The organism is Erwinia psidii, from assembly GCF_003846135.1.
Taxonomy (GTDB): Bacteria; Pseudomonadota; Gammaproteobacteria; order Enterobacterales; family Enterobacteriaceae; genus Erwinia; species Erwinia psidii.
In genome coordinates this window covers 131,628-155,692 of record NZ_RHHM01000005.1, presented here as the reverse complement: position 1 = coordinate 155,692, position 24,065 = coordinate 131,628, and the positions used below count along the sequence as shown (strand labels likewise).

Annotated in this window: 21 protein-coding genes and 3 pseudogenes; 12 read left to right on the top strand and 12 right to left on the bottom strand. The window is 53.4% G+C overall.

Features of this window, described 5'->3' with window-relative positions; all coding sequences use genetic code 11:
* The first annotated feature begins 12 nt into the window (after positions 1-12).
* A pseudogene (gene mpaA, locus EB241_RS08220) lies at positions 13-725 on the top strand (murein tripeptide amidase MpaA).
* 97 nt (positions 726-822) lie between these two features.
* On the opposite strand, the gene tyrR reads toward mpaA, so the two are convergent.
* The 7 genes from tyrR to pspA form a co-directional block, all read right to left on the bottom strand.
* Entirely contained in the window at positions 823-2,421 is a 1,599-nt protein-coding gene (tyrR, locus tag EB241_RS08215; protein ID WP_124232707.1) for a transcriptional regulator TyrR, read from the bottom strand.
* 92 nt (positions 2,422-2,513) lie between these two features.
* Complete coding sequence (locus EB241_RS08210) at positions 2,514-3,551, bottom strand: YcjF family protein (protein WP_124232706.1); 1,038 nt, start codon at positions 3,549-3,551, stop codon at positions 2,514-2,516.
* A complete protein-coding gene (locus EB241_RS08205; protein WP_124232797.1) occupies positions 3,548-4,945 on the bottom strand; it encodes a YcjX family GTP-binding protein in 1,398 nt (465 codons plus the stop codon). Before EB241_RS08205 ends, EB241_RS08210 begins: the two co-directional genes overlap by 4 nt.
* A 48-nt stretch (positions 4,946-4,993) precedes the next feature.
* Complete coding sequence (gene pspD, locus EB241_RS08200; RefSeq protein ID WP_124232705.1) at positions 4,994-5,218, bottom strand: phage shock protein PspD; 225 nt, start codon at positions 5,216-5,218, stop codon at positions 4,994-4,996.
* Positions 5,219-5,269: 51 nt separating this feature from the next.
* A complete protein-coding gene (gene pspC / locus EB241_RS08195) occupies positions 5,270-5,623 on the bottom strand; it encodes an envelope stress response membrane protein PspC (RefSeq protein ID WP_124232704.1) in 354 nt (117 codons plus the stop codon).
* A complete protein-coding gene (gene pspB / locus EB241_RS08190) occupies positions 5,620-5,850 on the bottom strand; it encodes an envelope stress response membrane protein PspB (protein ID WP_124232703.1) in 231 nt (76 codons plus the stop codon). Before pspB ends, pspC begins: the two co-directional genes overlap by 4 nt.
* Positions 5,851-5,910: 60 nt before the next feature.
* Entirely contained in the window at positions 5,911-6,576 is a 666-nt protein-coding gene (gene pspA, locus EB241_RS08185; RefSeq protein ID WP_124232702.1) for a phage shock protein PspA, read from the bottom strand.
* Positions 6,577-6,747: 171 nt separating this feature from the next.
* Between pspA and pspF the strand changes: the two genes are divergently transcribed.
* Positions 6,748-7,743 (top strand): phage shock protein operon transcriptional activator, encoded by a 996-nt coding sequence (gene pspF, locus EB241_RS08180; RefSeq protein ID WP_124232701.1) that lies wholly within the window; start codon positions 6,748-6,750, stop codon positions 7,741-7,743.
* A gap of 15 nt (positions 7,744-7,758) precedes the next feature.
* Here the strand turns inward: pspF and EB241_RS21080 are convergent, their stop codons facing one another.
* The gene (locus tag EB241_RS21080) at positions 7,759-7,896 is read right to left on the bottom strand and encodes a hypothetical protein (RefSeq protein WP_199737338.1); all 138 of its coding nucleotides are present in this window, start codon (positions 7,894-7,896) and stop codon (positions 7,759-7,761) included.
* A gap of 191 nt (positions 7,897-8,087) precedes the next feature.
* On the opposite strand from EB241_RS21080, the gene sapA reads away from it, so the two are divergent.
* From sapA to EB241_RS08150, 6 genes are all read left to right on the top strand, one after another.
* Positions 8,088-9,719, top strand: a complete 1,632-nt coding sequence (gene sapA / locus EB241_RS08175; protein WP_124232700.1) for an ABC transporter substrate-binding protein SapA — start codon at positions 8,088-8,090, stop codon at positions 9,717-9,719.
* The gene (sapB, locus tag EB241_RS08170) at positions 9,713-10,678 is read left to right on the top strand and encodes a putrescine export ABC transporter permease SapB (protein ID WP_124232699.1); all 966 of its coding nucleotides are present in this window, start codon (positions 9,713-9,715) and stop codon (positions 10,676-10,678) included. The genes sapA and sapB overlap by 7 nt, the downstream gene beginning before the upstream one ends.
* Positions 10,665-11,555 (top strand): putrescine export ABC transporter permease SapC, encoded by an 891-nt coding sequence (gene sapC, locus EB241_RS08165; RefSeq protein ID WP_124232698.1) that lies wholly within the window; start codon positions 10,665-10,667, stop codon positions 11,553-11,555. The genes sapB and sapC overlap by 14 nt, the downstream gene beginning before the upstream one ends.
* On the top strand, positions 11,556-12,548 hold the full coding sequence (gene sapD, locus EB241_RS08160; protein WP_124232697.1) for a putrescine export ABC transporter ATP-binding protein SapD: 993 nt from the start codon (positions 11,556-11,558) through the stop codon (positions 12,546-12,548). It abuts the gene before it with no gap.
* The gene (sapF, locus tag EB241_RS08155; RefSeq protein ID WP_124232796.1) at positions 12,548-13,360 is read left to right on the top strand and encodes a putrescine export ABC transporter ATP-binding protein SapF; all 813 of its coding nucleotides are present in this window, start codon (positions 12,548-12,550) and stop codon (positions 13,358-13,360) included. The genes sapD and sapF overlap by 1 nt, the downstream gene beginning before the upstream one ends.
* 107 nt (positions 13,361-13,467) lie before the next feature.
* Positions 13,468-14,631: a CMD domain-containing protein gene (locus EB241_RS08150; RefSeq protein ID WP_124232696.1), complete on the top strand. Its 1,164-nt coding sequence runs from the start codon at positions 13,468-13,470 to the stop codon at positions 14,629-14,631.
* Positions 14,632-14,968: 337 nt separating this feature from the next.
* Here EB241_RS08150 and EB241_RS08145 read toward each other — a convergent pair.
* Positions 14,969-15,145 (bottom strand): annotated as a pseudogene (locus EB241_RS08145) (IS110 family transposase); the annotation flags it as partial.
* Between the two features lie 16 nt (positions 15,146-15,161).
* Between EB241_RS08145 and EB241_RS08140 the strand changes: the two are divergent.
* A complete protein-coding gene (locus EB241_RS08140) occupies positions 15,162-15,701 on the top strand; it encodes a condensation domain-containing protein (RefSeq protein ID WP_124232695.1) in 540 nt (179 codons plus the stop codon).
* Positions 15,702-16,069: 368 nt separating this feature from the next.
* Here the strand turns inward: EB241_RS08140 and EB241_RS21945 are convergent.
* A pseudogene (locus EB241_RS21945) lies at positions 16,070-16,200 on the bottom strand (IS256 family transposase); the annotation flags it as partial.
* Between the two features lie 934 nt (positions 16,201-17,134).
* Here EB241_RS21945 and EB241_RS08130 point away from each other — a divergent pair.
* Both EB241_RS08130 and EB241_RS08125 read left to right on the top strand, forming a co-directional pair.
* On the top strand, positions 17,135-19,447 hold the full coding sequence (locus tag EB241_RS08130; protein WP_124232694.1) for an FdhF/YdeP family oxidoreductase: 2,313 nt from the start codon (positions 17,135-17,137) through the stop codon (positions 19,445-19,447).
* A 115-nt stretch (positions 19,448-19,562) separates the two neighbouring features.
* Positions 19,563-21,494 (top strand): exoribonuclease II, encoded by a 1,932-nt coding sequence (locus EB241_RS08125; RefSeq protein ID WP_124232693.1) that lies wholly within the window; start codon positions 19,563-19,565, stop codon positions 21,492-21,494.
* An 86-nt stretch (positions 21,495-21,580) separates the two neighbouring features.
* Here EB241_RS08125 and EB241_RS08120 read toward each other — a convergent pair whose 3' ends face one another.
* Positions 21,581-22,285 carry an L-ribulose-5-phosphate 4-epimerase gene (locus EB241_RS08120; protein ID WP_124232692.1) on the bottom strand — a complete coding sequence of 235 codons (705 nt, stop codon included), beginning with the start codon at positions 22,283-22,285 and terminating at the stop codon, positions 21,581-21,583.
* Positions 22,286-22,590: 305 nt separating this feature from the next.
* Here EB241_RS08120 and osmB point away from each other — a divergent pair, with 305 nt between their 5' ends.
* Positions 22,591-22,809 (top strand): osmotically-inducible lipoprotein OsmB, encoded by a 219-nt coding sequence (gene osmB / locus EB241_RS08115; RefSeq protein WP_124232691.1) that lies wholly within the window; start codon positions 22,591-22,593, stop codon positions 22,807-22,809.
* Between the two features lie 738 nt (positions 22,810-23,547).
* Here osmB and EB241_RS08105 read toward each other — a convergent pair.
* Entirely contained in the window at positions 23,548-24,060 is a 513-nt protein-coding gene (locus EB241_RS08105) for a PadR family transcriptional regulator (protein WP_124232690.1), read from the bottom strand.
* Between the last annotated feature and the right edge of the window lie 5 nt (positions 24,061-24,065).

Sequence of the window (24,065 nt, the reverse complement as noted above, 5' to 3'; positions counted from 1 at the left end):
AGGAAATAATGCATGTCACTGATACATCCCCGCCCTGAACGTGGCAGACTGACAGCAGCAAGCAGGATCATGGCTACAGCGTCATGGGAGCTCCCCTGTTATGGTTCCCGGCGCCAGCAGCCGGAGAAAACAGCGGGCTGATCCTTGCCGGAACCCACGGCGATGCGATTGCCTCGCTGGTCACCCTTTCCTGTGCCATACCAACCCTGCACCAGGCCTGCCGTCGCCACCATGTGATACTGGCCATAAACCCGGACGGCTGCCAGCTCGGACTTAGGGCCAATTCCCGTGGTGTGGATTTGAATCGTAATTTTCCGGTAAAAGAGTGGCAAGCTGGCGATACGCTGTACCGCTGGAACAGCAAGGCCACAGAGCGTGATGTGGTGCTCTCCACCGGAGACCAGCCTGCGTCAGAACCTGAAACACAGGCATTATGCGATTTGATTGAACGGGTACAACCCGCATGGGTCGTTACCTTCCATGAACCGCTGGCATGCATTGACGATCCGCAAAGCAGCTCGCTGGGACACTGGCTGGCCAAAAGAATGCACCTGCCGCTGGTGGCATCGCCCGGCTATGACACTCCCGGCTCCTTTGGCTGCTGGTGTGCGGAACGCAATCTGCCGGTCATGACAGCTGAGCTGCCCCCCGTTTCTGCCGATGAGGCCTGCGAAAAATATCTCACCACGATGGTGGATTTGCTCTGCTCGCAGGCCCGCAATTAAGCCCCTGGTTTGGTTGTCTCAGGCGCAACCCGCAAAATTCGTCCGGGCCTGAGCAGATACATCCTGTTCGGTTCAGTGCTGAAAACAGCCAGCGCGTTCATCTGTCTTCGTCCGGTATGGTTATGTTTTTATCCTCAGCGTCGTTTTTCTTCTGACTCAGCCCATACTCGCGCAGTTTATTAGCAATGGCCGTATGGGAGACACCCAGGCGTTTTGCCAGTTTACGTGTACTGGGATAAGAGACATAAAGCCGGGTAAGAATTGAACGTTCAAAACGGCTGGTGATCTCAGCAAGCGAGCCTTCGAGTACCTCTTCATCCAGCGGCAACGGCGATGAAAATTCCGGCAAGGCAATATCCTGCGGTTGCAGTTCATTCCCTTCCAACTGGGTTAACGCACGATAAAGCGCGTTCTTTAACTGACGCACGTTGCCCGGCCAGCTGTAGCGGCTGAGAAAGGCATTGAGCTGTGGGGAGATCCGGGGGCGTGTCAGGCCCTGCTCATCAGCAAAACGGGCAACAAACAGGCTGGTAAGTGGCAGAATGTCCTGGGGGCGGTCGCGCAACGGTGGCAGATTCAACGTTAATACGTTGAGGCGATAAAAGAGATCTTCACGGAATTCTCCGCGCTGAACCAGTTCTGTCAGATTTTTCTGGGTGGCACAAATGACCCGCACATCCACATGAACCTCATGTTCTTCCCCCACGCGCCGAAAAGTCCCGTCGTTGAGAAAACGCAGCAGTTTGGTTTGCATGCGCGGTGACATCTCGCCAATTTCATCCAGCAATACCGAACCGCCATTAGCCTGTTCAAAAAAGCCTTTTTTACCTTCCAGCGCATTGGGATAAGCTCCGGCAGCGTGGCCAAACAGTTCACTTTCTGCCACATCATCAGGCAATGAAGCACAGTTCAACGCCAGAAACGGATTTTTGCCTCGTGGGCTGCGGAGATGGCAGGCCCGTGCCAGCATATCCTTACCCGTGCCTGTATCACCAATAATCAGCAACGGAGCATCCAGCATCGCCAGCTTGCGTGCCTGATCGACAAGCTGGCGCATTTTTGACGTCACCGCCACAATGTGCTGAAAGTCACCGTCATCATTCACCGCCAGGTTTTGTAACTGCTGACCCATTCTTGCGGTGGACTTCAGCATCACGACGGCACCTGCCGGGCTGTCTGGCCGATCGTCTGTGCCTGAATCGAAAATCGGGGTGATCTCCATCAGGAAGTCACGGCCCTGGATGACCGTATGATGAGCCTGCAATTTGGAATGGTCGCTTTCCACCCAGCGCTGAAAATTAAAACTGGTGATTAACGTTCCGGCATTGACGTTGTGCATTCTGTCTTCATTAAGCGAAAACAGCGTCTGGGCTGCCGGATTAGCCAGCTCAATTTTACCTTTCAAATCGATGGAGAACACCGGTTCCGGTAGCGCCACCAGTAACGCGCTCAGCGCACGATGTTCCCGTTCGGAAGGAAGAAATGCCACCGTTCTGACATCTGTAACGCCAGTTATACGGCGAATTTCTGCCATCAACTGGCGGAACTGGTCAAAATCGACGGTAGCAAAATTGAGGTAGATACGTCCAATGGCGGCAATTTCGATCCCACGCAAATCAATGCGACGTTCCACAAGTAAATCAAGCAGTTCGCGGGTAAGACCCAGTCTGTCCTGGCAGTAAACTTCCAGACGCATGCGTTGCAACCTTCATCAAAGCGGGTGACCTCTGATAATACGCTATTGGCACTGGTGTCAGAAGTGGCATGGAAGGAAATCTTGACAGTTGGTTATTTATTCCGCGTTTCCTTAAGCTGTGCGATCAAATCGCGCCGAAAGTCGCCCAAACGTGGCTTATCGTCTTCCAGCCAGGGGAGTGGACGACACAATTCCATGGTCTTAATCCCAAGACGGGCAGTCAGTAAACCAGCCCCAATGCCCTGTGCCGCCCTTGCTGAAAAACGGGCCGCCAGATCCTGTGACATCCAGTCCATCCCCACTTCCCTCACCAGCTCAGACGCGCCGGCAAAAGCAATATTGAGCATCACCAGGCGGAACAGTCTCAGGCGGCTGAAATAGCCCAGTTCAATGCCATACAGTGCGGCAATTCGGTTGATAAGCCGCAGATTGCGCCAGGCGATAAATGCCATATCCACCAGTGCCAGCGGACTGACCGCGATCATCAGCGTGGATTCAGCGGCGCTGCGGCCGATCTCGTAACGTGCCTGCCTGTCGAGCACCGGCTGGACCAGCTGGGCGTAAAGGACGATAACGTCGTGGTCGTTGTGCGTTTCATGCAATGAAGCATACCAGCGCTGTAACGCCGGATGATTTTGTTCGATCCCCGCCTGGCGGGCCAGTTTTTCGCAAAATTCACGTCCTTTACCCATCCCGTGGCCGTTCAACAGTTCACGCGCCACATCCCGTTCCTGCGCGCGTTCCCGCAGACGCCAGAGACGTCGCCATTCAGCAATCAGTGAACCGCCTCCGGCACAAACAATCAGTCCGCCTGCCATGCAGCCCCCCAGCGCGATCCAGTCCTGCTGAAGCCATGCGTGGTACGCCCATTGCGCTCCCTGAGCAACCACGCTTACGCCAAGGATCAGAAGGCCTGTTTTTACCATTTTTCGCCACAGGCTACGTCTGGGCCGCAGGGCGGCTTCCACCGCTTTTTCACCGGCGCCCTCTTCAGCCGGCTCTTTTTCGGCATCGACAGCCATAAACTGGCTGGCGTTGTGGTCAAAAACCTGTGCTGCCTTTAACGACTGCTCGCTGCCTGCTTCCAGGGGCTGCGCAAAATCGATGCGTGGTTTTAACGGTGCGTTCATCGCAGTTTATCTCCCAGTAAAAACTCCAGTGCGGTATCCAGACGAATATGCGGCAGTGGACGATCAATATCCGGTCGCTGTGGCCGGAACTGCTCAAAATGAAAGCCCTGCTGCTGCCAGAAATCATCAGCCGGCAGACGTGGTGGCACTTCTCCGGGGTAAAAGGTCAGCGGCTGGTTATCTTCGAGCCGGTGTCCGCGTAGTGCAGGCAGTTTATCACCCTGATGATCCACCACACCGCTTTGCGTTGCCTGCACCGAAGCCAGTCCGATGCACTTCATGTTGATACCTTCAAATGCCGCATGCTGCCATGCATCCTGTACCAGCTGTTGCAACAGGGACACCAGGTTAGCGTGCTGATCGCTGGTAACGTGATCGGACTTGGTGGCGGCAAACAGCAGCTTGTCAATAACCGGTGAAAACAGGCGGCGGAACAGTGTCCGCTGGCCGTAGGAAAAACTCTGCATCAGCTGGGTCAGTGCAAGTTGCATATCGTTAAAGGCCTGCGGCCCGCTGTTGAGCGGTTGCAGGCAGTCAACCAGCACGATCTGTCGGTCGAAACGCAGAAAATAGTTTTTATAAAAACCTTTTACTACATGCTGACAGTAATAGTTATAGCGGGCGCGCAGCATGCCAATATTGCTGGTGTCAGTGGCCTGTGCCAGCCGTGAAGCACCGACTTCATCCGGCTTTAGCCAGGGAAAAAATTGCAATGCCGGGGCGCCCACCATCTCGCCCGGCAGCACAAAGCGGCCCGGCTGAATAAAGTGCATGCCTTCCCGTTTGCATTTATGCAGATAGTCGGTCCACGCGGCGGCTATCTCTGCCAGACGGTTCTCATCTGCCGGGGCGAAAGGATCCAGGCCCTCACACAGTTGCTGCCACTCTGTCGACCAATGGGCACGGTCGCCGTGCAGCAGTCCGGTCATCTGTCGTGACCAGCTGAAGTAGTCCTGTGCCAGCATCGGCAAGTCAAGCAGCCATTCGCCGGGATAATCGACAATATCGAGCCAAAGCGTGGATGTGTCCCTGAAGTGACGCAGCAAGGATCCCTGTGAACGGAAACGCAGCGCCAGACATATTTCACTGACGCCGTGTGTCGGCGTCGGCCAGGCCGGGGGGGTGGCGTACAGCTGTGCTATCCCCTGATCGTAAGTGAAGCGCGGGATCCCCATATCCCGTTGTGGCATGCGCTTAACGCCCAGCAGACGTTGTTCACGCACCGCAGAAAACATCGGCAATCGCGCACCCGTATTAACATTCAGCAGCTGATTGACGAGAGAGGTAATAAAAGCCGTTTTGCCACTGCGGCTGAGACCGGTAACAGCAAGGCGCAGGTGGCGATCCGCGCTCCGGTTGACCAATGACAATAATTCATTCTGGAGTCGTCTCATCACTTGCCTTTTCAGTTGTGCATCCGTTTACAGCCCTCCTGAGCAGACTCAGGGTTTATACCAGCGAGAAGTTGCCACCTGTATGACGCGCCGTAGCAACGGCTCCAGCGCCCATGCCAGCGCTATTTTGAGCGGCCGACGTGCTACCGATTTCACCAACAGGCCGGTCAGCCCCACCGGACCATAAGTGAGTACGCCGATTAAAACAAATTTACCGGTTTTTTTCAGTAGCGGTGTGACATGGCTTCGGACCGCGGCATAGCCGTTTCGCATCGCAGTACTCCTCAGGGAGAATAAGGCCCGCAGACGGGCCGACAGTGACAGTTAAAGCTGGCGGAAACGGCTGCGAACGCTGAACGTTTCTGAGGTGACATAACGCTCAATTTCACGCAGGCTGCGTTCTCCATTGCAGAGTTCTGTGTCCAGTCGATCCAGCAGCTGATGGGCCGAGGGCGCGCTGTCATGTTGAGCGAAAATCTCCTCCGGCTGCTCATCCAGTACGAAAGCCAGCACGAAATAAACAATAAGGGTAAACATAAACAAACCGAAAAACAGCGACAGCACCACAATCACCCGCACCAGTCGCACCGGGATATCCAGGTAGTCAGCTATTCCGGCGCAAACCCCTTTTAGCTTACCCCGCGCCGGAATGCGGTACAGTTTTTTGCCCCCTGTCATTGCTGCCTCCAGTTAGGGTGCTCAGCATCCAGGATCTCTTCCAGCGCCTGGATACGTTCACGCATTCTGGCGGCCTCCGTGGTAAGCTGTTGCAGCCGTTTGCGCTCTGCAGGTGATAAATCATCGTTGCCGCCGTTCTGGCGGTTGCTGTAATGAAGCCATAACCAGATCGGTGCCACAAACAGTACAAATATTGTCAGTGGAATGGCCAGAAATAACGCGCTCATTGACTCTCCTTGCAATTCAGCCCTGATAACGACATTCGCTCATGGCTGGTTTAAATCGCATTACTCGCTGCGGTTGATTTTGGCTTTTAACGCCGCCAACTGTTCACCGATTTCATCATCGGCCTGCAGATCGGCAAACTGCTGATCCAGCGTTTTCTGTTTGCCGAAACGCTGACTTTCAGCTTCGGCTTCCATGTGGTCGATACGACGTTCAAAAGATTCAAACCGCGCCATCGCCTGATCGATCTTTCCGTTGTCCAACTGACGACGGACGTCGCGTGAAGATGAGGCAGCCTGATGACGCAGTGACAGTGCCTGCTGACGAGCCCGGGTTTCGCCAAGTTTTTTCTCCAGCTCACCAATTTCGCTTTTCATCCGGGTCAGCGTCTCTTCAACCTGCTCCACTTCACTTTTCAGGGAGGCGGTAAGTTCAGTCAGTTTCTGTTTTTCGATCAGTGCGGCACGGGCCAGATCGTCTTTGTCACGACGCAGTGCCAGTTCAGCTTTTTCCTGCCATTCCGACTGCTGGGTTTCCGCCTGGCTGATACGACGCAGCAGCTGTTTCTTTTCCGCCAGCGCTCTGGCGGAAGTGGAGCGGACTTCCACAAGGGTGTCTTCCATTTCCTGAATCATCAGGCGAACCAGTTTTTGCGGATCTTCAGCTTTCTCCAGCAAAGCGTTGATATTGGCGTTAACGATATCGGCAAAACGAGAAAAAATACCCATAATTAAAATCCTCATTACTTACTAGTCTGATCTGATGGCGCGATGCGCTGGTCATATTTATTCAAATTACGTGCCATATTTTTATCATCATGATTTTATTGATTTAATTATCTTTACATCGGCATTGCGCTGGGATAATGTGGTCTGAATCACTAAAAAATGGTGAATTTCATGAGTGAATTTAACGACAGTCTGTTAGGTGAGTCGAACAATTTTCTTGAAGTGCTGGAGCAGGTTTCCCGCGTGGCAGTGTTAAACAAGCCTGTACTGGTGACCGGTGAGCGGGGAACGGGAAAAGAGCTGATTGCCAGCCGTCTGCACTATTTGTCTGAACGCTGGCAGGGACCTTTTATTTCACTGAACTGTGCTGCCCTGAATGAGAGCCTGCTTGATTCTGAGCTGTTCGGCCATGAAGCCGGCGCGTTTACCGGGGCGCAAAAACGTCACCTTGGCCGTTTCGAGCGCGCCGACGGCGGCACACTGTTCCTCGATGAACTGGCCACCGCACCGATGCTGGTACAGGAAAAACTGCTGCGGGTGATCGAGTACGGCCAGCTGGAGCGCGTGGGGGGCAGCCAGCCGTTACAGGTCAGTGTCAGACTGGTATGTGCCACCAATGACGATTTGCCGTTGCTGGCGCAACAGGGAAAATTCCGCGCCGATCTGCTCGATCGTCTGGCGTTCGATGTGGTACAGCTGCCTCCCTTACGGGAACGACGCAACGATATTCTGTTGCTGGCGGAACACTTTGCTATCCAGATGAGTCGTGAGCTGGGGCTGCCACTCTTTCCCGGGTTTTCAGCCTCCGCCCGCCAGACACTGCTGGACTATGGCTGGCCGGGCAACGTTCGGGAGCTGAAAAACGTGGTGGAGCGTTCAGTTTATCGCCACAGCACCACCGATCAGGCGCTGGATAATATTATTCTCAATCCTTTCCGGCGCCAGCAGGTCACACAGAACGTTCAATGCGCTGACAATCGGCATCCCACCCTTCCCCTTGACCTGCGTCGCTGGCAGAACCAGCAGGAGAAAGCGCTGCTGGAAAAAAGCCTGCATCAGTCACGCTTTAACCAGCGTCGTGCCGCAGAGCTGCTTGGTCTGACCTATCACCAGCTGCGTGCAATGATGAAGAAACACAGCGTTGATGTGAAACCCAGCGCGGAGTAACAGGATTGTACGTCGTCAGAGATCAAAACCGTACTTAGTCAGGGCATAAAAAAAGCCCGCGGATAGCGGGCTAAAAATACTGGAAGCAATGTGAGCAATGTCGTGCTCTTCTTCGGCAGAGCCACCGTTGAAGTGCAGATGAATAATAATCATTCGCAATACCACTTGTAAAGCTGTTTGTTGAGAATTTTTCTCATTTCCATAATGGTACTGGGTGTATTGTGTACAACTGATAACAATACAACCCCCGGAACGGATGAAAACCAGACAGTTTACCGCCAAATTTGGGGCGAGGCCGCAGAGTACGATACACTGTGAGGATTGCCTGATACCCAGATAACTCAATGCGCATATTTATATCTTCCCTTCTGCTGGGCCTGAGCATGTTCAGCGCGTCAGCCTGGCCATCACCGCCGGACGATATCCGTCAGAGCGGCTTTGTCTATTGTGTTAATGGCACCGTGACCACCTTTAATCCACAGAAGGTAAGTGGCGGTTTGGTGGTGGATACCCTGGCCGCCCAGCTGTATGACCGGCTGCTGGATGTCGATCCCTATACCTACCGCTTAATTCCTGAACTGGCTGAACGCTGGGAGGTGTTGGATGATGGTGCAACTTACCGTTTTCATTTGCGCCACGATGTCGCCTTTCAAAAAACGAACTGGTTTTCCCCCACCCGCTTACTGAACGCAGACGATGTGGTATTCAGTTTTCAACGCATTTTTGATCGCCACTCGGCCTGGCATAATGTCAACGGTGGCAGCTATCCCTACTTTGACAGCCTGCAATTTGCCGATACGGTGCAGAGTGTAAAGAAGCGCGATAACTATACCGTCGATATCCGGCTTAACAGCCCGGATGCCTCCTTCCTCTGGCATCTGGCTACCCATTACGCCCCGGTACTTTCCGCCGAATATGCCGCCCAACTGACCAGAGCCGATAGCCAGGAACAGCTGGATCGTCAGCCTGTCGGTACTGGCCCGTTTCAGCTGAGTCAGTATCGCACCGGCCAGTATATTCGGCTGGCGCGTAATCCTTCCTACTGGAAAGGATTGCCGCGAATGCAGCAGGTGGTGATCGATATGGGCGCGGGTGGAACGGGCCGTCTGTCAAAGTTGCTGACCGGTGAGTGCGATGTGCTGGCCTACCCGGCCGCCAGTCAGATCTCGGTACTGCGTAACGATCCCCGTCTGCGTCTGACGCTTCGCCCTGGGATGAATATTGCCTATCTGGCCTTTAACACCCGAAAAGCACCGCTGGACCAACCCGCGGTACGTCAGGCGTTGGCACTTGCGATCAACAATGAACGTCTGATGGAGTCTATCTATTATGGCACGGCGGAGACTGCCGCCTCGATCCTGCCTCGCGCGTCGTGGGCGTTTAACAATAACGTTAAAGTGACGGAATATAATCCGCAAAAGTCCCGTCAGCAGTTGCAGTCGCTGGGGGTTAATCATCTGCATCTGACCATGTGGGTGCCCTCTGCGTCACAATCGTGGAACCCAAGTCCGCTGAAAACAGCTGAACTGATCCAGGCCGATCTTGCCCAGGTTGGCGTCCGGGTGACTATCGTTCCGGTCGAGGGCCGCTTCCAGGAAGCCCGGCTGATGACGGTAAACCATGATTTGACGCTCACAGGCTGGTCCACGGACAGTAACGATCCTGACAGTTTTCTCCGCCCCCTGCTAAGCTGTGCCGCTGCGGGTTCCCAGACCAATTTCGCCCACTGGTGTGATACGGCTTTTGATGAGACGTTGTATAACGCATTGCGCTCTCAGCAGTTAGCGTCGCGCATTGAATATTACGATCGCGCACAGAGGTTACTGGCACAGGCGCTGCCAGTCCTGCCGTTGGCTTCCTCACTGCGACTTCAGGCTTACCGCTATGATATTCACGGTTTGATACTCAGTCCGTTCGGTAACGCTTCATTTGCCGGCGTCTGGCGGGACAACGGTGGGGAGAAATCATCATGGTAATTTACGCACTGCGACGTCTGGTGCTGTGGCTGGTCACATTGCTGATGTTAACCCTGGTCGGTTTCAGCCTGTGCTTTTTCACACCTCACGCCCCATTACAGGGAGCTTCACTGAGCGATGCCATGCTGTTCTGGTATAAGGGACTGTTCCAGTTTGATTTTGGTGTATCAACGGTTAACGGCGAGCCGATTGGCGGCCAGCTACGCGAAGTGTTTCCCGCCACCCTCGAACTGTGCATTATGGCCTTTACCCTGGCAATGCTGACAGGTATTCCACTGGGGATCACCGCCGGGGTGATGTACAACCGCTGGCCGGATCGGCTCATCAGTGGTTTTGCCCTGCTGGGTTTTTCCATGCCGGTATTCTGGCTGGCGCTGCTACTGACGCTGCTTTTTTCGCTCAATCTGGGCTGGTTGCCGGTATCCGGTCGCTTCGATCTGCTTTATCCGGTAAAAAGCATCACCGGGTTTTCGCTGTTAGATGCCTGGCTCAGTCATTCGCCGTGGCGGGATGAAATGTTAATCAGTGCAGTTCGCCATCTGATCCTGCCCGTCACTACTCTGGCCCTTGCGCCGACCACCGAAGTGGTGCGTCTTCTGCGTATCAGCACGCGGGAAGTGATGGAACAGAACTACATTAAAGCCGCCACCACCAGAGGGCTTTCCCTGCCGGGCATTATCCGCCGCCATGTGTTGCATAACGCGCTGCCACCGGTCATTCCTCGTCTGGGGTTGCAGTTCTCCACCATGCTGACGCTGGCGATGATCACCGAAGTGGTGTTCAGCTGGCCGGGTCTTGGCCACTGGCTGGTGGATGCCATTCGTCAGCAGGATTATGCCGCGATTTCTGCGGGGGTGATGGTGATCGGCGGCATGGTAATCAGCGTTAATGTGCTGGCTGATATTCTGGGTGCAATGACGAATCCACTTAAGCATAAGGAATGGTATGCCCTCCGTTGACATATACGCCGAGAAACGGCTGCCCAGTCCTTTACGTCACACCTGGCGGCTTTTTTATCGTGACACCACCGCGATGGTCGGCTTTTATGCCTTTATCGCGCTGATGCTGATCTGTCTGTTTGGCCGCCTGCTGGCACCTTACGGCCTGGATCAGCAGTTCCTCGGGTACCAGTTGCAGCCCCCTTCATGGTCACGCTACGGTGATGTCTCTTTCTTCCTGGGCACTGACGATCTCGGCCGCGATGTGCTCAGCCGCCTGCTGAGCGGTGCAGCCCCCACCGTCGGTTCAGCCATTCTGGTCACGCTGCTTGCGGCACTGTTTGCCACGGTACTGGGTACGCTTGCCGGGCTGACTCGCGGTCTGCGTTCAGCAGTGATGAACCATATCCTCGACACGCTGTTGTCTATTCCGTCGCTGTTGCTGGCGATCGTCGTGGTCGCCTTTCTGGGACCAAAGCTGGAACATGCCCTGCTGGCGGTTTTTCTGGCGATCATTCCACGTCTGGTGCGGTCCATCTACAGTGCCGTCCATGATGAGCTGGAAAAAGATTATGTTGTTGCCGCCCGTCTGGATGGTGCCAGCAGCTGGAATATTCTTTGCCACGCTATTTTTCCCAATATTCTTGCGTTGCTGGTGAGCGAGTTTACCCGCGCCTTGTCCATCGCTATTCTCGATATTGCCGCGCTGGGTTTTCTCGATCTTGGGGCGCAGTTGCCCTCACCGGAATGGGGTGCCATGCTGGGAGATGCACTGGAGCTGATCTATGTAGCTCCCTGGACGGTGATGCTCCCGGGCGCCGCGATTATGCTGAGCGTGCTGATTATCAATCTGTTAGGTGACGGCATTCGCCGGGCCATTGTTGCGGGAGTGGAATAAATGCCGCTGCTCGATATTCGTAATCTGACCATTGAATTTATGACCGCCGAAGGCCCGGTCAAAGCGGTTGACCGGGTGAATATGATCCTGAATGAGGGTGAAATTCGTGGCCTTGTGGGTGAATCCGGCTCAGGGAAAAGCCTTATTGCCAAAGCCATCTGTGGTGTGACCAAAGACAACTGGCGTGTCACCGCTGACAGGATGCGTTTTAATGATATCGATTTGCTGCGTCTCTCCCCCCGCGAACGACGCAAACTGGTGGGAAATAATGTATCGATGATTTTCCAGGAACCGCAATCCTGTCTTGATCCTTCCGAAAGTATCGGGCGACAACTGATGCAGGCGATACCGGGTTGGACCTGGAAAGGCCGCTGGTATCAGCGCTTCCGCTGGCGCTGGCGTCGGGCTATCGATCTGTTGCACCGGGTCGGCATTAAAGATCATAAAGACATTATGAGCAGTTTCCCTTACGAACTGACGGAAGGCGAATGCCAGAAAGTGATGATCGCCATTGCCCTGGCGAACCAGCCACGCCTGCTGATTGCCGACGAACCCACCAACGCAATGGAACCGACGACCCAGGCGCAGATATTTCGCCTGCTGAGACGCCTGAATCAGAACAACAACACCACCATTTTGCTGATCAGTCACGATTTGCAGATGCTCAGTCAGTGGGCAGATCGCATTAATGTGATGTACTGTGGACAAACGGTGGAAACCGCCCCCAGTGAGGAGCTGATCGCCGCACCGCATCATCCTTATACCCAGGCGCTGATCCGCGCCATGCCGGATTTTGGTCGCTCCTTGCCACATAAGGGCCGCCTGAATACGCTGCCAGGCGCGATCCCCTCTCTGGAGCATCTGCCCGCCGGATGCCGCCTTGGTCCCCGTTGTCCCTACGCGCAGAAAACCTGTATTGCACGCCCCTGGCTGACCGGTACGAAAACGCATCTGTTCGCCTGTCACTTCCCGCTCAACATGGAGAATTCGTGATGGTCGAAACCCTGCTGGAAGTGCGTAATCTGAGCAAAACGTACCGCTACCGCACCGGCCTGTTCCGACGACAGCATGTTGAAGCGGTCAAAGAGGTCAGTTTTATGCTTCGCGAGCGGCAGACACTGGCAATCATCGGTGAGAACGGCTCCGGTAAATCGACGCTGGCAAAAATGCTCAGTGGCATGGTGGTCCCCACGGCCGGAGATATTGTGATTGATAATCATCCACTGGAGTACGGTGATTATGGCTATCGCAGCCAGCATATCCGCATGATTTTTCAGGACCCTTCTACGGCGCTGAATCCCCGCCAGCGGATCGCCCAGATCCTCGATTTGCCACTGCGACTGAATACCGCTCTCTCACCGGAGGAACGGGAAAAGCGCATTATCGCCACGCTGCGTCAGGTTGGTCTGTTGCGCGATCACGCAGGCTATTACCCACACATGCTCGCCCCCGGTCAGAAGCAGCGTGTAGGGCTGGCGCGCGCGCTGATCCTGCAACCCAGAGTCATTGTGGCAGACGAAGCGCTGGCCTCGCTGGATATGTCAATGCGTTCACAACTGATCAATCTGATGCTGGAATTACAGGACAAACACGGTATCGCCTATATCTACGTTACCCAGCATTTGGGAATGATGAAACACATCAGCGATCAGGTTTTGGTGATGCATCAGGGAGAGGTGGTGGAACGGGGCAGTACGGCGGAGGTGCTTGCCAGTCCGCTGCACGATCTCACCCGACGGCTGATTAACAGCCATTTTGGTGAAGCCCTGACCGCAGATGCATGGCGCCGGGACCATCCGGTCTGATCTGCCGTCCTTTTATGCTTTTCCGATATTGATTAGCACCGAACGTTATTTTGTCCGACAGATCTCCTGGGCGAGGATAGCCACCTCCTCGCTGAAAAGGAATCATCATGGAACAGCGCCGTTTTTCCGGCAACAGCCATCTGTATCACGAAACGCAATGCACGCTGACCGCTCCCACCGCACCGCTGGTTCCTGAGGCGGCGGAGATTGGCGACCGTTTTCTGCTTGGTCTCGACGCGCTCTGTGGTGCGGAAGTGAAAAGCCATCTTGACCGGATTGAGCCTGCCCTGTTGGCTTCACGCGATCTTTATCAGCTGTTGTTTCCACGACATGTGGACACTTCCATGACGCATACCCTGACGCTCTATGACCGGCTAAGCGCCGCATTGACAGTGGCGCAGGTGACCGGTATCCAGCGGCTGTGCAATCATTACGCCGCCAGGCTTAATCCTCTTGCCGGTCCCGATCCCTCAAGAGAAAGCAACCTCCGACTGACGCAAATGACCGAATATGCCCGCCAGTTGGCCAGCCAACCCGCATTAATTACCCCGGTCGCGTTGCGGCGTCTTGACGAGGTGGGGCTGACCGTACCGGATATTATCACCTATAACCAGATAACCGGTTTTATCAGCTACCAGGCGAGGGTGGTGGCCGGGATAAATGCCCTTCTCGCCCTGCCGGTACGCTGGTTTCCCGGCCTGGCAGAACCGGAAGATGCCACCGCAGAATGTTTTAACCCTGTCACCCAATGGCAGCCGCTACTGCCACCGGTTGAGTTACGCTACGCTTCAGCCAGCCAGCTGGAGGTACTCACCTGGTGCCAACCGCAACCGGAGTTCAGTGACTGTGCATGGCTGCTGGCGCACGATGCAGCAACGTTGCATGGCTGGGGAACGCTGATTAACATTTTGCGGGAAAACGCATCGACACAGGAAGGCGCACTTGCCGCCGCCGTTGCCGCCAGGATTAACGGCAGTGCGGCCTGCCTGTGGCGTTACAGGAATGAGAGATTACGCGATGCACTACGGCAAAGCGTGTCGCAGGCACTGGCTATTGCCAGTCCATCCGAACAGGCGGTCATCCAGGCGGCAGCTCAGCTGACCCGAACGCCGGAGCGATTCAGTGCCACGCATTTACAGCCGTTAAACAACGCCGGTTTAACTGACAGAGTTGCGTTCGATGTGATCCTGCAAGTGGCGCTGGCAAACTGGAGTAATCGACTGATTCAGACGCTGGGGACGGCCTCAGGTAATGATGAGCAGCCACACTGAACCAATGGTCGCCAGCGTCATTTCCGAAATGGCCTGATCGGTGGCGCAAACTCACCGCAAGAGGGTTCGGTTTGGGAAACGGTATCTATGGTCATTCCCGTTTTTGCAATACCGATTTTGACGATACGTTGGCTTCTCTGAATCTGTCCGGCGTCTGAATGGGATTTATTCCCGCGGCCTGATGAGTTCCGCGCCTGATGAACCTCCAGAAAATATACGGCTTCAGCGAGCCTTTCCGTTTCACAGGTTCCTCAACAGGCCGGTGGGCCGTTCGTATCATCAATAATCAGTATTCGTAAAACCAGACAAATGATTGTTTAAATTGGTGTATTTCCCGTTATGTTTCATCAGTCTGCTGTCGTGTCGTCATTGCCCAGGCTGTTCTGGTCATCTTGTTTGCCAGAGCACAGGTCACAACAAAATTGCTTTTCCGGCACAACAATTCCCTGACCCAGTAAGCTAATTTGCCAGACTGGTGTTCCAGTTTTTGTATGAATACCCAGGCACACTGAACGTCCTCCCTTCGTGCAATAAAAGCAATAAAAACAGAATCTACTGCGCCGCTAATCTGGCAGCTGGAAAACACACGCTTTCAACGTATTAAAAGACTGACAGAAACTCACGGGTTATCTGTTCTTCATCTTACGTATGCTGTCCTGTCAGGCTACTTCTCGCGCATCACAGGGGAAGAGGAGATCGTGATTGATGTACCTGTACACAATCGAAAAAATGCCAGGCAAAAAGACACGGTAGGCCTGTTTGCTGCGGTTATCCCGGTCAAGATTACTCTCAAACTGACCAGAGATACCTTTTTCGATGTGATGAAAAAAGCCGCAGAAGAATTACGTCGCTGTTATAAACATCAGCACTTATCTATTACAAAAATTAATGAACAGACGAAGATAAAACAGAAGACGGGACGTGCCCAGCTATTTGACATTACACTATCCTTTGAGTTATTCAGGCTCAACGTTGATATGCAGGGATGCGTCACCAGGCTCGAAATCCTGTCAAACCATGTTTCCGCTTGTTTTATCAGTACTTTTTTACCCAAAACAGCGAAGCGTTAAACCAGCCTGCCACAATCGAATTCAATTTTGGTGCTCATTACTTTAGCCGTAAAGAGATTATTGCACTTCAGTCCCGTCTGTCTCGGTTGACCGCGTTCGCTGCTAATAACCCACCTGCGCTGCTGGAAAGCGCGCCAATACTGCCACAGGCGGAATATGAACGGCTGAAAGAATTTAACGCCACCGCCGCTGCCTTCCCGCGCAAGGCGCTGGTTCATCAGCTGTTTGAACAACAGGTGGCAGCAACGCGGCATGGCACTGGCGTGCCCTGCCGTGTGGCGATAAATGCGGGTATTGTGTTTGATGCTTTCGTAAAATGCTGGCTGCGCCTGCTTTCGGGCGACGCGCTGGTTATTGAAATTTTACCGGTGCAGGCAGCAACTTTTGCTGATTTGCTGATAATGGTCATCCCATTGACTGGCGAAAGCATCCTGTGGCATCAGCGCTGCTTCTCTGTCGGGGACAGATACACCGCCTTCCGACCGCTGGTAACGGCCTTGTCCACCCCGTAAATTCCATTTTCGGTATTTTTTCAGTCCTCATACTGCCAATCTCCCTGGAATAATATCCACTATCGCCACTGCACGGTGGATTTCAGCTCATGAACCATGCATCTGGAGCTGTTGCATTCTTCCAGCCTTTGCAAGTAACTTAAATCTGAAAAGTAGCCTTACCGCGGTTTTCGGGCGGTTTCCCCGACGACAGTCGGCTACAGTTGGAAAGTATCAAAATAATAATGTCCGATATCCGGGTGTTCCCTTTAATCAATGAACCAGGCGAATGACGAAGCCACGCCTGCCGCAACCAGAATAAGGGAGAGCAACGATTTTATAAAAATAAGTTTCACAGAGGCTCCTGGCAGTGATGAATGAATAAGTCATGATTGAGCCCATGTTTTAATTGCTCACGTTAAAGCAGTTAAATAAACAGGCTCAATATCTACAGGCAGCGTTATTACCGTATAATCAGATATGGCTGCCGATGGAAAGGCAACCGGACAGCGTACACGCCGCTACGGCGATCAACAGCATGAAGAGTGGCTTCATATTATTTTCCTGTATCAGAATAGTGAAACGCAGCCAGACAACATAAATGCTGCGGCCAGGATACACATACCATAAGAGAGCTTTGACATTATTTTTTACCACCTCATAAGTGAACCGTACTGTACAGTTTATATTTAAAAAAGCGCTTGTCAACCTGTCTTTGGCGCTAAACGTAATGCGATGAGCAATGGGCAAACAGAAGGCTATTTTTGGCGGGATGTCCCTGTAAGGAAAACAGCATCTGTAGGATGCTATCCACCAGAAACAAAGCCGATCCTGCGCGGGATTGAATAAATCAGACAATTTTTCTCTGTGGCTGGTCTGTGTCAGACAATCAGGCATAGACTGTATGTAACAGTTAAACCGAATCACAATCGGCGTAATACTATGAAATTTAAAACCACCATTAAACCCTATAAGGCCGCCGCAGGTGGTTGGGGTTCTCTTGAAGCCACCACCCGTTTCGTTTTCGACAGCAAACAGGTGCTTAAAAATATGCGCAATCTGATGCGCATGAATAAGGCCAGAGGCTTCGACTGTCCAGGCTGCGCCTGGGGAGATGATAATAAAAGCACCTTCAGCTTCTGTGAGAACGGCGCGAAAGCCGTCACCTGGGAAGCAACCCGCCGTTATGTCGATGCCCACTTTTTTGCGAAATACAGTGTGGCAGCGTTGTATCAGCAGAGTGATTATTTTCTGGAATATCAGGGCCGGCTGACTGAGCCTCTTCGCTATCACCGTGAAACCGATCGTTACCAACCCATCAGTTGGGACGATGCCTTCAGGCTGATCGCCCGCCACGTTCACGCGCTGGATAACCCGGACCAGATGGAGCTGTACACTTCAGGCCGTGCCAGTAACGAAGCTTCATGGCTCTATCAGCTGTTTGGCCGGATGAATGGCAGCAACAATTTTCCTGACTGCTCCAATATGTGCCATGAAGCCAGCGGTATCGGGCTGAAACGCAGCATCGGCGTGGGGAAAGGCACTGTTCGTCTCGATGATTTTGACTATGCGGATGCGATTTTTGTCTTTGGCCAGAATCCCGGCACCAATCATCCCAGAATGCTACACAGCCTGCGCCATGCGGCGGATCACGGTGCAAAAATTGTCACGTTCAATACCCTGCGCGAACGTGGGCTTGAACGCTTTGCCGATCCGCAAAAACCGTTGGAAGTCGTTACCAGTAAAGCCGGTGCGATTAGCTCCACCTATTATCAGCCCAGGCTGGGTGGTGATATGGCGGCAGTGCGGGGCATGGTAAAAGCCCTGGCGGAGACTCACCACGCACAGCTGGCAAACGGTGACAAAGGCCTCTTTGACCTGGCGTTTATTGATACATATACCGAAGGGATGCAGGCCTATCTGGATGTGGTGGCCGACACCACCTGGCAGCAGATCACGCAACAGTCCGGCCTGAGCGAACAGCAGTTACGCGAAGCAGCAGCCATTTATCAGCGTGCAGAACGGGTGATCTGTACCTGGGCTATGGGCATCACGCAGCATAAACATTCGGTTGATACCGTGCGGGAAATTGCCAACCTGCAACTGTTGTTTGGTCAGCTGGGCAAAAAAGGTGCCGGCCTGTGCCCGGTGCGCGGTCACAGTAATGTGCAGGGCAATCGCACCATGGGCATTGATGAGAAACCCTCCGACGCCTTTCTTGACAGTCTGAGAGACCATTTTGGCTTTGAGCCGCCGCGTGGACCCGGCCACAACACGGTTGAAGCGCTGGAAGCCATGTTGCGTGGCGACGTGAAAGTACTGATCGCCCTGGGAGGCAACCTTGCCGCTGCAGCACCGGACAGTCCCCGTACTGAAGCCGCGCTGCGGCGCTGTGCTCTGACGGTGCAAATCAGTACAAAGCTGAACCGCAGCCATCTGTGCCCCGGTGCAGAAGATGCACTGATCCTCCCGACGCTGGGCCGCACCGAGCAGGATATTCAGGCCAGCGGCCCACAATTTATTACGGTGGAAGACTCCTTCAGCATGGTTCACGCCTCCGAAGGCGTAGGTAAGCCAATAGCTGAAACTCAACGTTCTGAAACGGCCATCGTTGCAGGTATCGCTGATGCCGTTCTGGGGAATGAAAAACTTGACTGGCTGTCGCTGGCAGCCGACTACCACAAAATCCGCGACCATATTGCCGCCACTCTCCCCGGATTCAGCGATTTCAACGCCAGGTGTGATATTAAAGGCGGTTTTTATCTGGGCAATGCCGCAGCGGAATTACGTTTTCACACGCCGGGTAATAAAGCTCAGTTCAGTCATGCGCGTCTGCCCACATCATTATTCCCCCCGTTGGGCAACGGTGTTGACGCGCCTTTTACCCTGCAAACGCTGCGTTCGCACGATCAGTACAACACCACGATTTATGGGCTGGATGACCGCTATCGCGGTGTTTATGGCCAGCGTGAAGTGCTTTTTATTAACGAGGAAGATATGGCCGGGTTAGGCCTGGCGGCGGGTGTTGATGTGGATATTGAAACATTGTGGAATGACGGGATTACCCGCAAAGTGACCGGTTTTAAACTGGTGCCCTACAATATCCCGCGCGGCAATCTTGCAGCCTATTACCCGGAGACCAATCCGCTGGTACCGCTTTCCAGTTTTGGCGACGAAAGCGGTACACCCACATCAAAATCAATTCCGGTAACCATTACCCGTTCTGTGTTGAAATCCGACCGGCGTATTGCCTGACTGACAGCGCCTTACCCCTGTAAAAAGCCGGGTTATACCGGCTTTTTACTTGCCGCGGGAGCGTTAATCGCGTAAAACTGTCTGCCGCTTACAGGCCACGAAAACTATTGAGATTATGTTCCAGGATAACCCGCTGCTCGCGCAGCTCAAAGAGAAACTCCACTCCCAGACGCCACGTGTTGAAGGTGTGGTGAAAGGCACGGAAAAAGGCTTTGGCTTTCTGGAAGTCGAAGCGCAAAAGAGCTACTTCATCCCACCACCGTTTATGAAAAAAGTGATGCACGGCGATCGGGTAATCGCGGTGCTGCAAACCGACAAAGATCGTGAAGTCGCCGATCCGGAAAAACTGGTTGAACCTTTTCTGAGCCGTTTTGTGGGGCGCATACAGAAAAAAGACGATCGCCTGTCAATTGTTCCCGATCACCCACTGCTGAAAGAGGCTATCCAGTGCCGCGCCGATCGTAACCTGACGCATGACTTTCAGAACGGCGACTGGGCGGTGGCTGAGATGCGACGACATCCCCTGAAAGGCGATCGTACTTTCTACGCTGAACTGACCGCTTTTATTACCCACGGTGATGACCACCTCGCCCCGTGGTGGGTAACGCTTGCCCGCCACAACCTTGAGCGTGAAGCCCCGGAAGGTATGGCTGGTGAAATGCTCGACGAAAATCTGGTGCGTGAAGATCTCACCGCGCTGGAATTCGTCACCATCGACAGCGCCAGTACCGAAGATATGGATGATGCCCTTTATGTCCAGGGGACACAGGACGGTGAACTTTCGCTGACCATCGCGATCGCAGACCCTACTGCCTATGTTGCCGCGGACAGCGAACTGGACAGTATCGCAGCAAAGCGCGCCTTCACTAATTACCTGCCTGGCTTCAACATTCCTATGTTGCCACGCCAGCTGTCTGACGATCTCTGCTCCCTGCGTCCTCATGAGCGCCGACCGGTAATGGCCTGCCGCGTAACCGTTGCAGCTGATGGATCACTGGGTGAACCGCATTTCTTTGCTGCCTGGATTGAATCAAAAGCCAAACTGGTTTATGACAACGTTTCTGACTGGCTGGAAGAGCGTGGTGAGTGGCAGCCAGAAAGCGAGGCGATCGCCAACCAAATCCGGCTTCTGCATCGTCTCTGTCTGAGCCGTGCAGAATGGCGTCAGACGCACGCGCTGGTGTTTAAAGACCGCCCGGATTTCCGCTTCATTCTGGGCGAAAAAGGTGAAGTGCTTGATATCATTGCGGAGCACCGACGCATAGCCAATCGCATCGTTGAAGAAGCGATGATCGCCGCCAATATCTGTGCTGCCACCGTATTACGTGAACGGCTTGGCTTTGGGATATACAACATTCATCCCGGCTTTGATGCCAGTAATGCAGAGCAGGCAGCCGCCGTACTGGAGAATCACGGCGTTAAGGTCGATCCACTGGTCATTGCCACGCTGGAAGGTTTCCGCGTATTGCGCCGTGACCTGGACTCGCAGCCCACTCAGTTCCTCGACAGCCGGATCCGTCGCTTCCAGTCATTTGCTGAGATCGGTACCGAGCCAGGACCGCACTTTGGTCTGGGGCTTGAGGCATATGCCACCTGGACATCACCGATTCGTAAGTACGGCGATATGATTAACCATCGCCTGCTTAAATCGATTGTCCGGGGCACAAACGCTGACCGTCCACAGGAAGAAGTTACCATCAGGATGAGCGAGCGGCGTCGTCTTAACCGTATGGCAGAGCGTGATGTTGGCGACTGGCTTTATTCGCGCTTTCTGCAAAAAGCGGCAGGTACAGACCAGCGCTTCGGCGCCGAGATCATTGATGTGTCGCGTGGTGGGATGCGCGTACGTCTGAGCGCCAACGGTGCGGTAGCCTTTATCCCTGCCCCATTCATTCACGCCGTGCGTGATGAGCTGGTATGCAGCCAGGAGAATGGCACTGTGCAGATTAAAGGGGAAGTGGCATATCGCGTGACTGATGTGATCGACGTTACCATTGCGGAAGTCCGTATGGAAACCCGCAGCATTGTGGCCCGTCCCTTCGCATAAATCGCCAGCCCGGTGGGATAATTGCGGTTATCCCACTTTTACTCCCGCCACACTCTCTTTTGAAACACGCCTGAAGGTATGCTCGCTTACTGGTTTTTCTGCCCATACCAGGCATCTTTACCATGCTTGCGCAAATAGTGACAATCCAGAAGCGGCTGTCCGATGGCAGATAATGCGGGTGTCAGTTGCCGACTGAAAATGCCCATATAAGCAACCTCCTCCAGCACCACAGCGGAATGCACGGCTTCTTCTGGCGTTTTTCCCCAGCAAAAAGGCCCGTGTGAATTGACCAAAATAGCGGGGATGGCAAGCGGATCAAGCGCTCTCTGTTGAAAAGTTTCAACAATTACCTGCCCGGTTTGCCATTCATAACCTGACTGAATTTCGTCGGCAGTCATCTGACGACTACAGGGTACCGCACCATAAAAATCATCCGCATGAGTGGTTCCCCAGGCGGGAAGATCAAGCCCTGCCTGCGCCCAGATGGTGGCATGTCGGGAATGTGTGTGGACGATCCCTCCCACCTCAGGCCAGGCAAGATACAACGCCCGGTGAGTGGCGGTATCGGAGGAAGGCTGCATTTCGCCTTCGATAATCTCGCCCGTCGCAAGGTCCACCACCACCATATCGTCACGTTTCATCGCCGCATAGCTGACACCAGAAGGTTTGATCACCATCAGCCCGCTGGCGCGATCGATCGCGCTCACATTGCCCCAGGTAAATACCACCAATCCATATTGTGGCAGCGCTAGGTTGGCTTCCAGTACCTGTTGTTTGAGTATTTCCAGCATTGTCTCTCTCCCCTTGCCATTTGCTCTATTTTCCCCTTCGTTGCGGTAGCATGGTATGGAGACATTGGCTGGATGAGAGGCAGGTTCTCGCTACAGGTCACAGAATTGTGGCGGAAATAAGATTTTTTACCTGCCAGTCCAGGCAGAAAAACATACAATATAAACAAGCCGACATAATGCGTTAATAAAATGTGATTTCTCATCTTGAGATGTATCACAGTGATGCAGTAACAGCGGCCGGGTACGCAGATACTTTTTCAGATTTCAGGAGAAATATCTGTAGCAGCAATGATGGAGAAGTGAAAATGACAATAACTGCAAAACGCATTACCGCTGGCCTGCTGGCCACAACATTAGTGCTTTCCCTGAGCGCATGTTCACACTGGTCTAAACGCGATCGCAATACTGCTATCGGCGCAGGGGCAGGTGCACTTGGCGGCGCTATTCTGACTAACGGCAGCGGTCTGGGTACCGTCGGTGGCGCCGCTGTCGGTGGTATCATTGGGCATCAGATCAGCCGCTAACCTGCTGTAATTTGGACGATTATGCCAATCTGACAACGCAAACACTGCATTTCTGATATCTTCAAAGATAATCTTACTTATGGCTCCTGAAACGGGGCCATATTCCTGTTTTTACGTTACGCTTTCTGACCCGCGCTGAAAACTGACTGCGGCCGGTGTGAAATACTTTTTCCTGCATAACCATCCGATTTATTGCCTGCCCACTGATAAACATGTTTTGCAGGCTCATCGGTGCCGCAAAACCCAGGCTGGCCGTTTCATATCTCTGATCTTATACCTATTTTATTGCCATTGATTTACCACCGCGATTGCACTATTTCCGAACAATGCGCTTGCCTGAAGGAATGCAAAAAAATCAGTGGATGAGGATATTGCATCAGAACAAATTATTGATCTGTCATTTAATTCTGTGCTTACTAATCTGGCTGATAAATATTGTGGTTATTAAAAATAATATTCAGGCAGGCAACCCGGCATGTGCTGTGGTGTTGTCAATATCATATCGTATGGACGCCCAGGCACTGGTTTCGCATTCTGAGGAATTAAGTACGCCCCTATGGGGCGCAATGATGCAGGTGGATTTTTATCCTGACAAAGCCTGTCACTGACAGGTTATCCAGCTTACCTTTCGATATCAGCCAGATGAAGAAACAACATTAACAGAAAATTAATTTTTTCTTTCCATCGCACACTGGCCGGATTTTCTTCCTCCGGCCGCCCTGACAGACGGGAGCCTTATTAACTCCGCTCAATTTTTTTTGCCGCCTCATCCAGCGCATCAATAATCGTATAGAGGGTCTCCTCCGCCAGACCGGGCCGCGAAAGGCGGGTATTGAGTGCCGTTTTCATATTATGGATGGCACGCTCCACTTCCGGCTGGCTGCGATTTTCCGCCAGGATCGCCAGTGAGGAAAGTCGGGAAATAATGTTTTGCAGACCGGAGTGATTTTCTCGCAGGTGGCGTTGCCCCTCCGCAGTAAGACAGAATGTTTTCCGGCCAGCAAGCGCATCGCTGCTGCGTATATATTCCAGCTCTTCAAGTAAGGAAAGCGCTGGATAAATAATCCCGGGGCTGGGGGTATATTCCCCTTTTGACAAATCTTCCACTGACTTGATTAATTCGTAGCCATGAGCCGCGCCCTGTGAGACAAAATGCAGGATTAGCAACCGGATATCACCAGCGTCGAGTCTCTTTCCCCGGCGCTTCCTGTGCAGGCAGGAAGCGCCCTGCATGTTTTGATGATGTTTCATTATCT

Coding starts and splice junctions, on each gene's coding strand:
- tyrR (WP_124232707.1), bottom strand. CDS start 2,421: ATGCGTCTGGAAGTTTACTGCCAGGACAGACTGGGTCTTACCCGCGAA.
- EB241_RS08210 (WP_124232706.1), bottom strand. CDS start 3,551: ATGAACGCACCGTTAAAACCACGCATCGATTTTGCGCAGCCCCTGGAA.
- EB241_RS08205 (WP_124232797.1), bottom strand. CDS start 4,945: ATGAGACGACTCCAGAATGAATTATTGTCATTGGTCAACCGGAGCGCG.
- pspD (WP_124232705.1), bottom strand. CDS start 5,218: ATGCGAAACGGCTATGCCGCGGTCCGAAGCCATGTCACACCGCTACTG.
- pspC (WP_124232704.1), bottom strand. CDS start 5,623: ATGACAGGGGGCAAAAAACTGTACCGCATTCCGGCGCGGGGTAAGCTA.
- pspB (WP_124232703.1), bottom strand. CDS start 5,850: ATGAGCGCGTTATTTCTGGCCATTCCACTGACAATATTTGTACTGTTT.
- pspA (WP_124232702.1), bottom strand. CDS start 6,576: ATGGGTATTTTTTCTCGTTTTGCCGATATCGTTAACGCCAATATCAAC.
- pspF (WP_124232701.1), top strand. CDS start 6,748: ATGAGTGAATTTAACGACAGTCTGTTAGGTGAGTCGAACAATTTTCTT.
- EB241_RS21080 (WP_199737338.1), bottom strand. CDS start 7,896: ATGATTATTATTCATCTGCACTTCAACGGTGGCTCTGCCGAAGAAGAG.
- sapA (WP_124232700.1), top strand. CDS start 8,088: ATGCGCATATTTATATCTTCCCTTCTGCTGGGCCTGAGCATGTTCAGC.
- sapB (WP_124232699.1), top strand. CDS start 9,713: ATGGTAATTTACGCACTGCGACGTCTGGTGCTGTGGCTGGTCACATTG.
- sapC (WP_124232698.1), top strand. CDS start 10,665: ATGCCCTCCGTTGACATATACGCCGAGAAACGGCTGCCCAGTCCTTTA.
- sapD (WP_124232697.1), top strand. CDS start 11,556: ATGCCGCTGCTCGATATTCGTAATCTGACCATTGAATTTATGACCGCC.
- sapF (WP_124232796.1), top strand. CDS start 12,548: ATGGTCGAAACCCTGCTGGAAGTGCGTAATCTGAGCAAAACGTACCGC.
- EB241_RS08150 (WP_124232696.1), top strand. CDS start 13,468: ATGGAACAGCGCCGTTTTTCCGGCAACAGCCATCTGTATCACGAAACG.
- EB241_RS08130 (WP_124232694.1), top strand. CDS start 17,135: ATGAAATTTAAAACCACCATTAAACCCTATAAGGCCGCCGCAGGTGGT.
- EB241_RS08125 (WP_124232693.1), top strand. CDS start 19,563: ATGTTCCAGGATAACCCGCTGCTCGCGCAGCTCAAAGAGAAACTCCAC.
- EB241_RS08120 (WP_124232692.1), bottom strand. CDS start 22,285: ATGCTGGAAATACTCAAACAACAGGTACTGGAAGCCAACCTAGCGCTG.
- osmB (WP_124232691.1), top strand. CDS start 22,591: ATGACAATAACTGCAAAACGCATTACCGCTGGCCTGCTGGCCACAACA.
- EB241_RS08105 (WP_124232690.1), bottom strand. CDS start 24,060: ATGAAACATCATCAAAACATGCAGGGCGCTTCCTGCCTGCACAGGAAG.